Below are 14,043 nucleotides of genomic sequence, written 5' to 3'. Positions count from 1 at the left end.
TCCACGTGAAACCTATGCCCAGTAGGTCGTCGAGCCCGGCACCGCGGCCTTCTCGACGGACGGCCACTCCCTCGCGCTGGCATACAGGCCCACGCCCCTCTCCCTGGAGAAGGAGTACCGCTTGGCGACCCGCTGCAACGTCTCCGGCCGCCTCGACAGCGACCCCGGTCGGCTGGCGACGGTCCACGACGATGACCTGATGCGGGTGGAGGTCACGGACTCCTGACACCCGGCGCAGGCGCGAACAGCGCGGCGTCCGGGTGCAAGACCGGCATCCGAGCGCCGGACGGGCTTCCGGGTGCGGGGATGGGTGCGGGGATGGGCTTCCGGGTACGGGGATGGGCTTCCGAACTCGTGCGGGACAGGCGTCCGAGCTCGTGCGGTGCAGGCCTCACCGCGCTCAGCGGCCACGTGCGATCGGAATCTCGCCCGTGGGCGGGGAGGGATCCGGCCCTGTCGCGGACCCGCACCGGGTAAACGGCGGAGCCGGCCGCGACCGGCGCTGGGCCTCTCGCCGGCCAGGCCTACCACTCCGCGTGGAACTCTCCCCGCCGCCTTCAGGAACTACCGCTCCTTGCGGAGCTCCCCCGCCACCTTCAGGAAGATGTCGTTCGCCTCGTTCTCCCCGATGGTCACGCGCACCCCCTCGCCCGGGAACGGCCGGACCACCACACCGGCCTGTTCACACGAGGCCGCGAAGGCGGCGGTCTGCTCGCCCAGCCGCAGCCACACGAAGTTGGCCTGGGTCTCGGGCACCGTCCAGCCCTGGGCGCGCAGCGCGTCCACCACTCGCGTGCGCTCGCACACCAGCGAACCGACCCGCCCCAGCAGCTCGTCCTCCGCCCGCAGGGAGGCGACGGCCGCCTCCTGCGCCAGTTGGCTGACCCCGAAGGGCACCGCCGTCTTGCGCAGGGCAGCCGCCACCGGCTCGTGGGCGATGGCGAAACCGACCCGCAGGCCGGCCAGGCCGTAGGCCTTGGAGAAGGTGCGCAGCACGCAGACGTTCGGCCGGTCGCGGTACAGCTCGACGCCGTCCGGAACCTCCTGATCGCGGATGAACTCCCGGTAGGCCTCGTCCAGCACGACCAGCACGTCCCCGGGCACCCGGTCCAGGAACCGCTCCAGTTCGGCCCGGCGGACGACCGTACCCGTGGGGTTGTTCGGGTTGCAGACGAAGATCAGCCGGGTGCGCTCGGTGATGGCGTCGGCCATCGCGTCCAGGTCGTGCACATCGCCCGGTGTCAGCGGCACTCGCACGGAGGTGGCCCCGCTGACCTGCGTGATGATCGGGTAGGCCTCGAAGGAGCGCCAGGCGTAGATGACCTCGTCACCCGGGCCGGACGTCGCCTGGAGCAGTTGCTGGGCGACTCCGACCGAACCGGTTCCGGTGGACAGGTGGGAGAGCGGGACGCCGAACCGGTCGGAGAGCTCGTTCATGAGCGCGGTGCACGCCATGTCGGGGTAGCGGTTGAAGGAGTCGGCTGCGGCCGTGACACTCTCTATCACGCCGGGCAGCGGGGGGTAGGGGTTCTCGTTGGAGGACAGTTTGTAGGCCACCGGGCCACCGGCCGCGGCGGGCTTGCCCGGCTTGTAGGTGGGGATACCCTCCAGCTCAGCGCGCAGCTTGGGGCTCGTCTCGCTCACCGCAGTCCTCCTCGCGACCACCGGCGGCCCCGTCACCGCCGCCGGCATCCAATACTGCTCACCCTATGAGGATTCCGCGCGGCTGCGTACAGGTGAGCGGGGAAAAGCCGGTTCCGGGCACGAAACCTCACCGCCCCTCCGCCCTCCCTCGCAACAGAGGCATCAGCACATGAACGCCTTCGAAGTGCGCGAATCGGGGGGCGCGCATCACATATATCTACGCGCCGGTGGCTCGCGCCGTAGCGCGCATCCCTCGTGAAGGTGAGTTGAGACCTCTTCGAAACATCACGAGCTTGGCAGGCCTCCGCGCGTCGACACGGCATGTCTTGTTGTTGAAACTTTCAACTGCCTTGATTTCCATGGCAGTTGCCCGCTTATGATCATGCAGAAACGTGCCTGTCAATGCGTGCATATGCGTCCGCCCTACCCCACCGCATGAGCCCTACTATCGGCTCGCCATGACAGCAGCAGGGAAGCACCAGGTGAGCCGCGCGGAAACCTCACGCCGAGGAAGCCGGCCGGGCCGGGCGGGCATCAGAGACGTGGCCGCCGCCGCCGGAGTCTCCATCACGACCGTCTCCGATGCCCTGAACGGCAAAGGCAGGCTCCCCGATGCCACACGGCGCCATGTCCGCGAGGTGGCCGAGCGACTCGGCTACCGGCCTTCCGCGGCGGCCCGCACCCTCCGCACCGGTAAATCGGGCCTGATCGGCCTGACGGTGACGACATACGGGGATGAACCTTTCACCTTCACAGAGTTCGCGTACTTCGCGGAGATGGCGCGCGCCGCCACCTCCGCCGCGCTCGCCCGCGGATACGCGCTCGTCATCCTCCCCGCGACCTCCCGCCACGACGTGTGGTCCAACGTCGCCCTGGACGGCACGGTCGTCATCGACCCCTCCGACACGGACCCGGTCGTCAGCGAACTGGTCAAACAGGGTTTACCGGTGGTCTCGGACGGCCGGCCGGCCGGCACTCTCCCGGTCACCGCCTGGGTGGACAACGACCACGAAGCCGCCGTCCTCGGCATCCTGGACCACCTGGCCGACGCCGGAGCCCGCCGCATCGGACTCCTGACCGGCACGACGACGGACACCTACACACACCTGTCGACCACCGCCTACCTGCGCTGGTGCGAGCGGGTGGGCCAGGATCCGGTCTACGAGGCCTACCCCGCGCACGACCCCTGTGCCGGCGCCGTCGCCGCGGACCGGCTGCTGGCCCGGCCGGACCGACCCGACGCCGTGTACGGCCTGTTCGACCCCAACGGCACCGATCTGCTCGCCGCCGCCCGCCGGTACGGACTGCGCGTCCCCGAGGACCTGCTGCTGGTGTGCTGCAGCGAGTCCACGGTCTACGCCAGCACCGAGCCGCCCATCACGACCCTGTCCCTGAAACCCCGGCGCATCGGCACCGCCGTCGTCCAGCTGCTCATCGACGCCATCGAGGGACTCGAATCGGACCAGCCGGTCGAGCAGGTGATACCGACCGAGATGATCGTGCGCACCTCCTCCCAGCGCCGGGCCCCGCGGAGGACGGTCAGCCCGCCCCGAGCGCCGGAGGAAGGGTGACGGAGGCCGACCGGAACGGCTGCGCCCCGGGCCCGCAGCACCGGCCGGGAGGCTCCCTGGAGGGTCGGCCGGACCGTCGGGGCGGGCGACGGCACCGTGTGCACACGGGGGCCGGACGCCTCCCGGCGGCGCCGTCGGTCGCCCGCAAGGCGGCGCGCCGTCCGCACGGCATGGTCTCCCGGTTCCCGGTACCTCGGGACCCGGCGGCCCCGGGGACGCCCGGCGGGTCACACCTTCCCAATCGGGGCGAAAGCCACGGTGAACCGGAGTCTTGCTCCGATTCACCACCCCTGGGTCATCACACGGCGCGATCCGCGTTCCTATGATGGGCCCACGACACCGCGGGCCGCTGCGACCAGGCAGTCCGATGCGGTGCAGCTGCGGCGCGATGGTGGAGGGGTCGATGACTCAGGGGGCCGGTCAGGGATCCGAGGCGGAGCGGACGGCGACGCTGCGCGACTTCCGGGTGCCGGCGTACGTCCACGAGGCCGGTCCGCACCCGCCCGGCACCGACCCCGAGGAGGCTCTCGGCCCGGCGGACCGGACGGACCCCCCGGAGGGGTACACCCCCACACAGCGCGATCTCCCCGTCATCAATCGGGGTGACACCGTCCAGGTGCCCGTCGGCCCGGCCGCATCCGTACCGGCCCAGCAGCCGGACGTTCGCCCGGGTGCCCTCTACGTGGTCGGCGACGTGCACGGCTACCTCGACGAACTGGTCGCCGCCCTCCGGGCCGAGGACCTGATCGACGCGGACGGGCACTGGTGCGCCGGGACCACCCGGCTCTGGTTCCTCGGCGACTTCACCGACCGCGGCCCGGACGGCATCGGCGTGATCGACCTCGTGATGCGGCTGTCCGCGGAGGCGGCCGCGGCGGGCGGCTACTGCAAGGCGCTCATGGGCAACCACGAGCTGCTGCTGCTCGGTGCGAAGCGGTTCGGCGACACGCCCGTCAACTCCGGTGCGGGCACCGCCACCTTCCAGGCCGCCTGGCTGCTCAACGGCGGCCAGAAGACCGACATGGACCGCCTGCAGGACCACCACCTGCAGTGGATGGCCCGCCTCGACGCGGTCGAGGAGGTGAACGGCTACCTCCTGGTCCACTCGGACACCACCGCCTACCTCGACTTCGGGGACTCGATCGAGGCGGTCAACGACACCGTCCGCGAAACCCTCACCCGCAACGACGCGGACCAGTGCTGGGACCTGTTCCGCAAGCTCACCCGGCGCTTCTCCTTCCGCGACGAGGGCGGCGCCGACGCCGTGCGCTCCCTGCTCGACACCTACGGCGGCAAGCGCATCGTGCACGGCCACAGCCCCATCCCGTACCTGCTGGGCGAGGTCGGCTCGGAGGACGGCGAGGACAGCAGGGACCCCGTCGTCGAGGGCCCGCACGTCTACGCCGACGGACTGGCCATCGCGATGGACGGTGGAGTGACGATGGCCGGAAAGCTGCTGGTCCGGGAACTGCCGCCGCCCGACTGACCTGTCACCTACCGGTCGGACGCCCACCGCGCGCCGACGGCGAACGGCGCAGAACCGGACGCAATTTCCGGAAACCCCCTGTCACCGGTTGCCGTAGCGGCTCTACCATCGGCATGTCCGTAGCAGGCTCCCCTCCGTTTCTGCCCGACGGCTCGTTGGCATGCGAGCCCCAAGCCCTACGGAGCATCGGGGGATGCACATGAACAACCTTCCGCAGCATCTTCTCAGCGAGGACCGCCCGGAATTCGAGCGAATCCTCGATGAGGCGCTGCGCTCCGCACCACACCACCCGGAACTGGCCGCTGTCGGACAACGACTCAACCCGGAACAGTTGCGGACCATGGCGCTCAACGCCACCGCACTCATCACGGCCGCCGCGGCGACCGAGTACCAGCACTACGTCAAGGTCCGCGAGGCGCTCCGCCACCCGGAACCGCCCGCCCCGGAAGCCGACGGCACCGACGACGGGGCGGAGCCGGACACCCGTGCAGCGGGCCTCGCCGCCACGGTCGAAGAGGTCGCCGAAGCATCCGGTGCGGGTGCCGTCGCCGTCGTGGCGGTCCTGGCGCCCGTTCTCGCCGGCACGGCAGCGGTGATATTCCTGCTGGTCGGCTACCTCCTGAAGATGCTGGACCCGCAAGCGGCGTTCGCCCGGACCATGCTCACCGTCGGCTGGGCCTTCGGCGCGCTGACCGCGGTCGCCATCCTCATCGCCACCGCCGGCCTGCTGATCACCGCGCTGCGCAACCGGCCGTCCTCCGACTCCGGCTCCTACAGCGCCGGGCGCAAGGAGGTGGCCCAGGCGCAGAACGCCTGGCGCGAGGCGTTGCTGGACCGCGGCATCCTTCCGTTTCTGCGGGAGGCGCTGGCCGACCCCGGTACGGCCGCGATGCGGGCCACCGCACCGTCGCCGCAAGGACGCATGCCCCGGCTGGGCTACGACCGGCCGGGCTTCAGCAGCCCGGAGGACGGCACCGTCGCCGGCCGGCGCCCCAGTTTCAGCAGCCCCGACTTCAGCAGCCCTGACTTCGGAGGCCCGGACCACCAGCCGGAGTAGCCGAACGACTGCTCCGCGCCGCGAACCGGCCGGGGCCCAGGCCGGCCGGGACGGTTGGGCCGCCCCGGCAGGCGGCACCCGTGAGCGCACCACCACGAGTGCCGCCCGGCGGCCTCAGTCCGCGATCGGCAGATACACCCGGTTCCCGCTCTCCGCGAACTCCTTCGACTTCTGCAGCATCCCCTCGGCGACCTCCTCGGGAGACGCCTCCTCAGCCGCAGCACCGCCGAACCGCTCCGTGATGCTTTGGCTGATCTTCATCGAGCAGAACTTCGGCCCGCACATGGAGCAGAAGTGAGCCGTCTTGGCGGGCTCAGCCGGCAGGGTCTCGTCATGGAACTCCCGTGCCGTGTCCGGGTCCAGGGCGAGGTTGAACTGGTCCTCCCAGCGGAACTCGAAGCGCGCGTCGGACAGCGCGTCGTCCCACTCCTGCGCACCCGGGTGTCCCTTGGCGAGGTCGGCGGCGTGCGCGGCGATCTTGTAGGTGATGACGCCCGTCTTGACGTCGTCCCGGTTGGGCAGGCCGAGATGCTCCTTGGGCGTGACGTAGCAGAGCATGGCCGTACCCCACCAGGCGATCATCGCGGCACCGATGCCGGAGGTGATGTGGTCGTAGGCCGGAGCGACGTCCGTCGTCAGCGGACCGAGCGTGTAGAACGGAGCTTCGTCGCAGATCTCCTGCTGGAGGTCGATGTTCTCCTTGATCTTGTGCATCGGGACGTGCCCCGGGCCCTCGATCATGGTCTGCACGTGGAAGCGCCTGGCGATGCGGTTGAGCTCCCCGAGCGTGCGCAACTCCGCGAACTGCGCCTCGTCGTTGGCGTCCGCGATGGAACCCGGCCGCAGCCCGTCGCCGAGGGAGTACGTGACGTCGTAGGCGGCGAGGATCTCGCAGAGCTCCTCGAAGTTCTCGTACAGGAACGACTCCTTGTGGTGCGCCAGGCACCAAGCCGCCATGATCGATCCGCCTCGCGAGACGATGCCCGTCTTCCGCTGCGCGGTGAGCGGTACGTAGGGGAGGCGGACGCCCGCGTGGACGGTCATGTAGTCCACGCCCTGCTCGGCCTGCTCGATGACGGTGTCCTTGTAGATCTCCCAGGTCAGCTCTTCGGCTTTTCCGTCGACCTTCTCCAGCGCCTGATAGAGCGGCACGGTGCCGATCGGTACGGGAGAGTTGCGCAGCACCCACTCGCGCGTGGTGTGGATGTTGCGCCCCGTGGACAGGTCCATCACCGTGTCAGCGCCCCAGCGTGTCGCCCACGTCATCTTCTCGACCTCCTCCTCGATGGAGGAGGTCACAGCCGAGTTGCCGATGTTCGCGTTGACCTTCACCAGGAACCGCTTGCCGATGATCATCGGCTCGATCTCCGGGTGGTTGACGTTCACCGGAAGTACCGCCCGGCCGGCGGCGATCTCCTCCCGGACGACCTCGGGGGACACGTTCTCCCGGACGGCCACGAACTCCATCTCCGGCGTGATCTCCCCTCGCCTGGCATAGGCGAGCTGCGTCACCGGCGCTCCGTCACGGCTGCGACGCGGCTGACGCGGACGTCCCGGGAAGACGGCGTCGAGGTTGCGCAGACCGCCCCGCGGCGCGGTGTGCTTGATCCCGTCGTCCTCAGGACGGACCGGGCGGCCCGCGTACTCCTCGGTGTCGCCGCGGGCGATGATCCAGTTCTCCCGCAGCGGGACCAGGCCCCTGCGGACATCGGTGTCGACGAGTGGATCGGTGTACGGCCCCGATGTGTCGTACAGCGTGACGGATTGCCCGTTGGTGAGGTGCACTTGGCGGACCGGCACCCGGAGGTCGGGGCGCGAGCCCTCGACGTATCCCTTGTGCCAGCCGATGGACTTCCCGGCCCCCGTATCGGCCGATCCCTCGGCCGCTATCTGAGCGGAGGCAGGCGTGCGTGCGTCCTTGTCGGTCATGAGACCTACTCCCTACGCCGGCATTACCCGGTAACAGGTTCGGCGGTCGACGCAGCGGCCACCGTCTTCGAGATTTCGGTGGAACATCGCTCGTTCCACGTGAAACATCGCAAAGACGGACGTCAGCGCCCTCTCAGCCCGGTGCTCCGAGCTCCCGCGTGTGCAAAGGTGCCTCCACGCTAGCGTCATTTCGGGCGCGGTGAACAGAGGGCCCCCTTTGTTCTTGCGATGATCGCTCGGTGACCACGACTCGTCAGCATGCGTATCCGCCACCGGGACCACAGCCGGGTCCGGACTCGGAGGACCGGACCCCGGATGTCGGAGACGACCACGGACACGGGCACGGGGAGGGCCACCAACACGGTCCAGCGCAAGGGCACGGGCACGGGCACGGGCACGGGCACGGGCACGGGCACGGCCACGGTCCGGCCGCTCCCGTCTCCCGGCACCTGCGCAAGGTCATCGCGGCCGTCCTGGTGCCGTTCGCCGCGGCCGTGGTCGTCGGTCTGGTGGTGCTGTGGCCCGCAGGTGCTCCGCCGCACCAGCGCACCGGCGTGGGATTCGACCGGCAGACCCAGCAGGCGACGGTCACCAGGGTGGACGGGGTGAGCTGCGCGTCCGTCCACGCCGCGGGAGCAGGAGCCCCGGACGGCACGGCCGACGCCGGAGGCGACTCGACCCGGCAGGAAGGGGGCAACGCCTGCCGGAAGGCGACCATCCGGGTGGACACCGGCAAGGACAAGGGCCGCACGTTCACCGAGATCGTCCAGCCGGACCAGTCACGGCAACTGCACAGTGGCGAGAGGGTCGTGGTCGCCTACGAGCCCTCGGCGCCCAAGGACCTGCAGTACTCGGTCGCCGACGTCGACCGCCGGTTCCCGATGGCCCTGCTCGCCGGAGTCTTCGCGCTCGCTGTCGTGATCGTCGGCCGGATGCGCGGGGTGATGGCGCTCGTCGCGCTGGCCATCAGCTTCCTGCTGCTGAACTTCTTCATTCTGCCCGCCATCCTCGAGGGGGCGAACCCGTTGGTGGTGGCGGTGGTCGGATCGAGCGCCATCATGCTGATCGCGCTCTACCTCAGCCACGGGTTGTCCGCGCGGACGTCGGTGGCGGTACTCGGAACCCTGATCTCACTGCTGCTGACCGGGCTGGTCGGTGCCGTGTTCATCGGCTGGGCCGCACTCACCGGCAACACCGACGACAACACGGGCCTGATCCACGGACTCTATCCCTCCATCGACATGAGCGGTCTGCTGCTGGCCGGGGTCATCATCGGCTCGCTCGGCGTCCTCGACGACGTGACGGTCACGCAGACCTCGGCGGTGTGGGAACTGCACGAGGCGAATCCGTCGATGGGATGGCGCGGGCTGTACCGCTCGGCCATCCGCATCGGACGCGACCACATCGCCTCCGTCGTCAACACGCTGGTCCTGGCCTACGCGGGCGCCGCCCTGCCACTGCTGCTGCTCTTCTCGATCGCGCAGAGCAGCGTGGGGACGGTCGCCGGCAGCGAGTTGGTCGCCGAGGAGATCGTGCGCACACTGGTCGGCTCGATCGGTCTGGTCGCCTCCGTGCCGGTCACCACCGTTCTGGCGGCCCTGGTGGTGGCAGCCGACCGCACCCGACCGGTGTCGGCCGGAGCGGGCACGGGCGCGGGCCGGCCGGCGGGTTCACACCCGCCGGCCGCCCTGGCCCGTGGCGGTCGGGGGCGGCGGCGCAAACCCTGACCGGTCGGCCGTCCGCCTGTCGAGCGGTCTGCCCTCGCACCCGGCGCCTGACGACCGGGACGGCTCCGGGGCACTTCCGCATCCCCGGCGTGGCGTCGGCACGGGAGGGCGGAGCGGCCGGCCCGTCCAGGCGGCAGGGCTACGGCTTCACCATCTTGAAGAAGCGTTCCTGCACTCCGGCGACGATGGCGCGGACCGCCTCTGCCGCATGTCCGGCATGCCTCAGCCCGCGTTCTGCTCCTCCGCCAGAATGCGGCCGAGGGCTTCGTCGAGATGGGCGTCGAAGTCGGCGAGGGCGCCCTCCTGCCCCAGCGGCACGAGCTTGTCGGTGCGGTCGAGGAAGGCGAGCAGCGGCGCGGCCGACGAGCGGAACAGCGCATGGTCGCACCCCACCTGGAGCCGGATCAGGACCTCGCCGAGGACGTCCGGTTCGGCGGGTGCGACCTGTACGTCGCCTTCGCCGCACGGCCCGGCGACGCCGTCGATCAGCAGCTCACGACCGAAGGCCCAGGTCACCGGCGCGTCACCGGGCAAGTGAAAGGTCAGCCGCACGGCGTAGGGATCGCGGGTCTCGTAACGCAGTTCCACCGGGATCCGAAAGGAGAGCTCCTCGGACACGAGGAAGCTCATCATGACCTCTGCCTGCACTGCCTCTGCGGACCCGCTCATCGCTTACCCCGTCTTCACTGTCGGCTGGCCGGGAATGACCCCTTGACACTGACGACATTTTGCTCAAAGTGTTCGCTAGATCACAAGGAGTAAGTTTTCAGATGCTGATAGAGATCGCCAGCGTGCCCAGCAGTCGCCCCACCTCGTCGTGCAACCGCCGCGCCGCAGGCAGCAGCCGGTCGGCCCGCTGAACGGGGAGCGAGAGGGCGAACGTCGCGGCGCTGGCCCCCGCGGTGACCGGGATGGCGGCGCAGACCGTCCCCAGCGCGTACTCCTGCCGCTCGAGCACCGGCTCCATCCGCCCCAACCGCTCCAGTCGCCTCAGCAGGGCGCCCCCGTCGGAGACGGTGTAGGGGGTGAGGGACTGCGGCGGATAGCGCTCCAGATGGTCACGTCGGGCCCCGTCGTCCAGTTGGGAGAGCAGACACTGACCGACGGCGTGCGCGTGACCGGTCTGCCGGAAGTCGGCCCATTCCTCGACCGCCGCATTGCCCGGGGTGTCCGAGACGCACATGACATGGATCTCGCCCTCCCGGTAGAGCGCGTAGTACACGGGCACACCGATCACATCACGCCAGTGTCCGACCATCTCCACGATCGTGCTGCGACGTTTCTGCGCCGCTGTACTACTGCCCAGCCGCTCGGCCGACTCACCCAGGAAGAACAGCCCCTTCTCCCGGCGCAGATAGCCTTCGTGCGCCAGCGTCCGGAGCAGGTGGTAGGCCGTGGGAAGGGCGAGCCCGGTCTCGCGGGCCAGCTGTTTGGCGGGAGCGCCGTAGGCGTGCTCGGCAACCGCCTCCAGCAGACGCATCGCACGCTGCACGGAACCGATCAGAGTGGTGGCGGGACCGGCCGGGCCGACAGCGCCGCAGGATGCCGGCCGCTGGAGCGGAGGCGCGACAGGACGGGTCTGCGCCGCCGGCGGGCGCAGGTCCGCGGGTGCGGTGTCAACCGTGACCAAGGATGGCTCCGAAGCGCGAGGGGAGCCCGTGCCGGGGAAACACGGGTGCGGGATGGGCGCCGCGCGCGGGGGTTCCGCGCGGAGTTCCGGACTTTAACCTTCCGTCACCACGGAAGCACAGAATGTCCGGAAAACTTCCCTCGGCCGAGGGAACAGGTGGCCCGTCCGCAACGATCGCCGGTCACCCGGCGCGCTCACCAGTCGTTACGTGAGGACGAACTCGCCGTGAACTTCCGGACCACGTAGATCAGGCCACCGACCAGCGCGACGAACACCAGCGCCTTGAAGAGCAGGCTGATCACGATGCCCAGCACTGTGACTATCAGGCCACCGAACACGACCAGAGCGATGACCGGCACCGCGATCCACTTCACCCACCACGGGAGCCCCGCGAAGATCTCCTGCATCGTCCTCGCCTCAACCTCTCCGCCCGTCCTGGTCCGGGCCGTCGAACCCGGTGCGTGCCGGGGATCGTTGCTGTCCTGCTTCGATGCTAGGGCGCGCGGGAGCGGGACGGGCGCTCTCCGTCCCCCGTACTCCCCTGACCGATCCCCTAGGGATCCCGGGACCGCCCGTCAGCTCTCCGGAGGAGAGAAGACCACGAGCACCCTCAGATCCTCGCTGATGTGGTGGAACCTGTGGGTGGTTCCGGCGGGCACGTACACGACGCTGCCGCGGGCCACGTCGGAGGTCTCCGTGCCGACCGTGAGGGAGGCCCGCCCGCTCACGACGACGTACACCTCGTCCTGGCGATGCGGCTGCTGCGGATCGCGGTCGCCGGCGTTCAGCGCGTACAGGCCGACCGACATGTTCCGTTCCCGCAGGAACTGCAGGTAGGCACCGTCGTTGGCGGCGCGCTCCGCCTCCAGTTCGTCCAGTCGGAATGCCTTCATCGCGGTCGTCCGCCCCTACCTCTCACACACATCTGCTCACGGCCGGTTCTGTCTGCCACGATCAGACACATGAAGAATTTCGTAGTCAAGACGATCGCAAACGCCGGCGCCCTGGCAGTCGCCGTATGGCTGCTCGACAAGATCACCCTGACTGGGGACAGCACGGGCAAGAAGATCGGCACCCTGCTTCTCGTGGCCCTCGTCTTCGGTCTGGTGAACCTCCTCGTCAAACCGATCGTGAAGGTCCTGACCTTCCCCCTGTTCATCCTCACGCTCGGTCTGGTGACCCTCGTCGTCAACGCGTGCATGCTGCTGCTGACTTCTTGGCTGTGCGATCAGCTCGACCTGAGTTTCCACGTCGACGGCTTCTGGGCCGCCCTGCTGGGCGGACTGATCATCTCGATCGTCTCCTGGGCCCTGAACATCGTCCTTCCCGACGGGGACTGAACCGCATGACCTATCGCGTTTGTTTCGTCTGCACCGGCAACATCTGCCGTTCCCCGATGGCCTCCTCCGTCTTCCGCGCCCGCGTCGCGGAGGCCGGCCTCGACGGCCGGGTCGAAGTGGAGAGCGCCGGCACCGGTGGGTGGCACGAGGGCGACGGTGCGGATCCCCGTGCCGTCGCGGTCCTGCGGGACAACGGCTACGAGACCGAGCACACCGCCCGCCGGTTCGAGCCCTCCTGGTTCTCCGGACTCGATCTGGTGATCGCCCTGGACACCGGTCATCTCAGGACTCTGCGACACCTGGCTCCCACCGAGGCAGCCGCGGCCAAGGTGCGTCTGCTGCGCTCCTACTCCGGCGCAATGGCCCCCGGGGCGGGCGGCGGCTCGGCGCCCGGCGCCTCCGCGCCCGAGCTCGACGTGCCCGACCCGTACTACGGGGGCACGGACGGCTTCGAGGAGTGCCTGGAGATGGTGGAGGCGGCGAGCACCGGACTCCTCGCCGCGGTACGCAAGGATCTGGAAGGACGGGCGGCATGAGCACTCCCGACACGGGCGACGGCACGCGCGCGGTACGGGCGGGGCTGCCCGATCCCGTGAAGCACGAGCCGACCCTGCCCGGTCCGACGTTCGCCGCCCACTTCCATCTGCCGGGCGACCCGACCGGCCCGTACACCTACGGCAGAGACGAGAACCCCACCTGGACGCTGCTGGAGCGGGCCATCGGCGAGCTGGAGGCGCCGGGTGCGGATGCGGAGACGCTGGTCTTCGCATCCGGCATGGCCGCCGTCTCCGCAGTCCTCTTCTCCCAGCTGCGCACCGGGGACGCGGTCGTGCTGCCCGACGACGGGTACCAGGCGCTGCCGCTGGCCCGCGCCCAGCTCGAGGCGTACGGCATCGAGGTACGCACCGCGCCCACCGGCGGGGACGCCCAACTCGACGTCCTCGACGGCGCGAAACTGCTGTGGATCGAGTCGCCGTCCAACCCCGGCCTGGACGTGTGCGACATCCGCAGGCTCGCCGAGGCGGCACACGCACGCGGCGCGCTCGTCGCCGTGGACAACACGCTCGCCACTCCACTCGGGCAGCGACCGCTGAGTCTGGGTGCCGACTTCGCCGTTGCCAGCGGGACCAAGCAGCTCACCGGCCACGGCGATGTCCTGCTCGGCTATGTCGTCGGCCGGAGGAACGAGGCCATGGCCGGGGTACGGCGCTGGCGCAAGATCGTCGGGGCGATTCCGGGCCCCATGGAGGCCTGGCTCGCGCACCGTTCGATCGCCACGCTGCAACTGCGCGTCGACCGGCAGAACGCCACCGCCCTGCAGGTGGCCGAAGTCCTGGGGAAGCATCCCGACATCGCCCGGATGCGCTACCCGGGACTGCTCGACGATCCTGCGCACGAGATCGCCTCGCGGCAGATGCAGGGCTACGGCTGCGTCGTCTCCTTCACCCTTTCCACCCGGGCGCGGGCCGACCGCTTCCTCGAAGCACTGCGGCTCGTGGACGACGCCACCAGTTTCGGCGGGGTGCGGTCCACCGCCGAGCGGCGGGGACGCTGGGGCGGCGACGCCGTGCCGGAGGGGTTCATCCGGCTCTCGGTCGGCGCCGAGGATCCCGACGACCTGGTGGCGGATGTGCTGCGGGCGCTGGAGGAATCGGCACG

At 69.9% G+C, this 14,043-nt stretch carries 13 protein-coding genes, 1 pseudogene and 1 riboswitch; of the genes and pseudogenes, 8 read left to right on the top strand and 6 right to left on the bottom strand.

What is annotated here, in order from left to right:
• Window positions 1-37: 37 nt before the first annotated feature.
• A pseudogene (locus ACL02U_RS01100) lies at window positions 38-226 on the top strand (cyclophilin-like family protein); the annotation flags it as partial.
• A gap of 338 nt (window positions 227-564) precedes the next feature.
• Here ACL02U_RS01100 and hisC read toward each other — a convergent pair.
• The gene (hisC, locus tag ACL02U_RS01095; protein ID WP_412788651.1) at window positions 565-1,644 is read right to left on the bottom strand and encodes a histidinol-phosphate transaminase; all 1,080 of its coding nucleotides are present in this window, start codon (window positions 1,642-1,644) and stop codon (window positions 565-567) included.
• 458 nt (window positions 1,645-2,102) lie between these two features.
• Here hisC and ACL02U_RS01090 point away from each other — a divergent pair, with 458 nt between their 5' ends.
• The 3 genes from ACL02U_RS01090 to ACL02U_RS01080 all read left to right on the top strand — a co-directional run bounded on the left by ACL02U_RS01090 (window position 2,103) and on the right by ACL02U_RS01080 (window position 5,758).
• Window positions 2,103-3,215: a LacI family DNA-binding transcriptional regulator gene (locus ACL02U_RS01090; RefSeq protein ID WP_412788650.1), complete on the top strand. Its 1,113-nt coding sequence runs from the start codon at window positions 2,103-2,105 to the stop codon at window positions 3,213-3,215.
• A 403-nt stretch (window positions 3,216-3,618) separates the two neighbouring features.
• Window positions 3,619-4,701 (top strand): metallophosphoesterase, encoded by a 1,083-nt coding sequence (locus ACL02U_RS01085; RefSeq protein WP_412788649.1) that lies wholly within the window; start codon window positions 3,619-3,621, stop codon window positions 4,699-4,701.
• Window positions 4,702-4,894: 193 nt separating this feature from the next.
• The gene (locus ACL02U_RS01080; protein WP_412788648.1) at window positions 4,895-5,758 is read left to right on the top strand and encodes a hypothetical protein; all 864 of its coding nucleotides are present in this window, start codon (window positions 4,895-4,897) and stop codon (window positions 5,756-5,758) included.
• A 114-nt stretch (window positions 5,759-5,872) separates the two neighbouring features.
• On the opposite strand, the gene thiC is transcribed toward ACL02U_RS01080, so the two are convergent.
• The gene (gene thiC, locus ACL02U_RS01075) at window positions 5,873-7,687 is read right to left on the bottom strand and encodes a phosphomethylpyrimidine synthase ThiC (protein WP_412788647.1); all 1,815 of its coding nucleotides are present in this window, start codon (window positions 7,685-7,687) and stop codon (window positions 5,873-5,875) included.
• Window positions 7,680-7,855, bottom strand: a riboswitch (TPP riboswitch). It overlaps the preceding gene by 8 nt.
• A 71-nt stretch (window positions 7,856-7,926) precedes the next feature.
• Between thiC and ACL02U_RS01070 the strand changes: the two genes are divergently transcribed.
• Complete coding sequence (locus tag ACL02U_RS01070; RefSeq protein WP_412788646.1) at window positions 7,927-9,414, top strand: YibE/F family protein; 1,488 nt, start codon at window positions 7,927-7,929, stop codon at window positions 9,412-9,414.
• Between the two features lie 222 nt (window positions 9,415-9,636).
• On the opposite strand, the gene ACL02U_RS01065 is transcribed toward ACL02U_RS01070, so the two are convergent.
• The 4 genes from ACL02U_RS01065 to ACL02U_RS01050 all read right to left on the bottom strand — a co-directional run bounded on the left by ACL02U_RS01065 (window position 9,637) and on the right by ACL02U_RS01050 (window position 11,937).
• Complete coding sequence (locus ACL02U_RS01065; protein WP_412788645.1) at window positions 9,637-10,083, bottom strand: SsgA family sporulation/cell division regulator; 447 nt, start codon at window positions 10,081-10,083, stop codon at window positions 9,637-9,639.
• 97 nt (window positions 10,084-10,180) lie between these two features.
• A complete protein-coding gene (locus ACL02U_RS01060; RefSeq protein ID WP_412788644.1) occupies window positions 10,181-10,906 on the bottom strand; it encodes a helix-turn-helix domain-containing protein in 726 nt (241 codons plus the stop codon).
• A 332-nt stretch (window positions 10,907-11,238) separates the two neighbouring features.
• Complete coding sequence (locus ACL02U_RS01055; RefSeq protein ID WP_412788643.1) at window positions 11,239-11,451, bottom strand: DUF5326 family protein; 213 nt, start codon at window positions 11,449-11,451, stop codon at window positions 11,239-11,241.
• Between the two features lie 168 nt (window positions 11,452-11,619).
• Complete coding sequence (locus ACL02U_RS01050) at window positions 11,620-11,937, bottom strand: cupin domain-containing protein (protein ID WP_412788642.1); 318 nt, start codon at window positions 11,935-11,937, stop codon at window positions 11,620-11,622.
• Between the two features lie 69 nt (window positions 11,938-12,006).
• Between ACL02U_RS01050 and ACL02U_RS01045 the strand changes: the two genes are divergently transcribed.
• The 3 genes from ACL02U_RS01045 to ACL02U_RS01035 all read left to right on the top strand — a co-directional run.
• Window positions 12,007-12,384 (top strand): phage holin family protein, encoded by a 378-nt coding sequence (locus ACL02U_RS01045; RefSeq protein WP_412788641.1) that lies wholly within the window; start codon window positions 12,007-12,009, stop codon window positions 12,382-12,384.
• 5 nt (window positions 12,385-12,389) lie between these two features.
• Entirely contained in the window at window positions 12,390-12,920 is a 531-nt protein-coding gene (locus ACL02U_RS01040) for a low molecular weight protein-tyrosine-phosphatase (RefSeq protein ID WP_412788640.1), read from the top strand.
• A partial coding sequence (locus ACL02U_RS01035; protein ID WP_412788639.1) for a cystathionine gamma-lyase occupies window positions 12,917-14,043 on the top strand: 1,127 nt, incomplete at its 3' end. The genes ACL02U_RS01040 and ACL02U_RS01035, both read left to right, overlap by 4 nt.

This window comes from Streptomyces sp. MS06 (assembly GCF_047200655.1).
Taxonomy (GTDB): domain Bacteria; phylum Actinomycetota; class Actinomycetes; order Streptomycetales; family Streptomycetaceae; genus Streptomyces.
The sequence above is the reverse complement of the archived record's forward strand: the minus strand, read 5'-3'. Positions and strand labels throughout refer to the sequence as shown.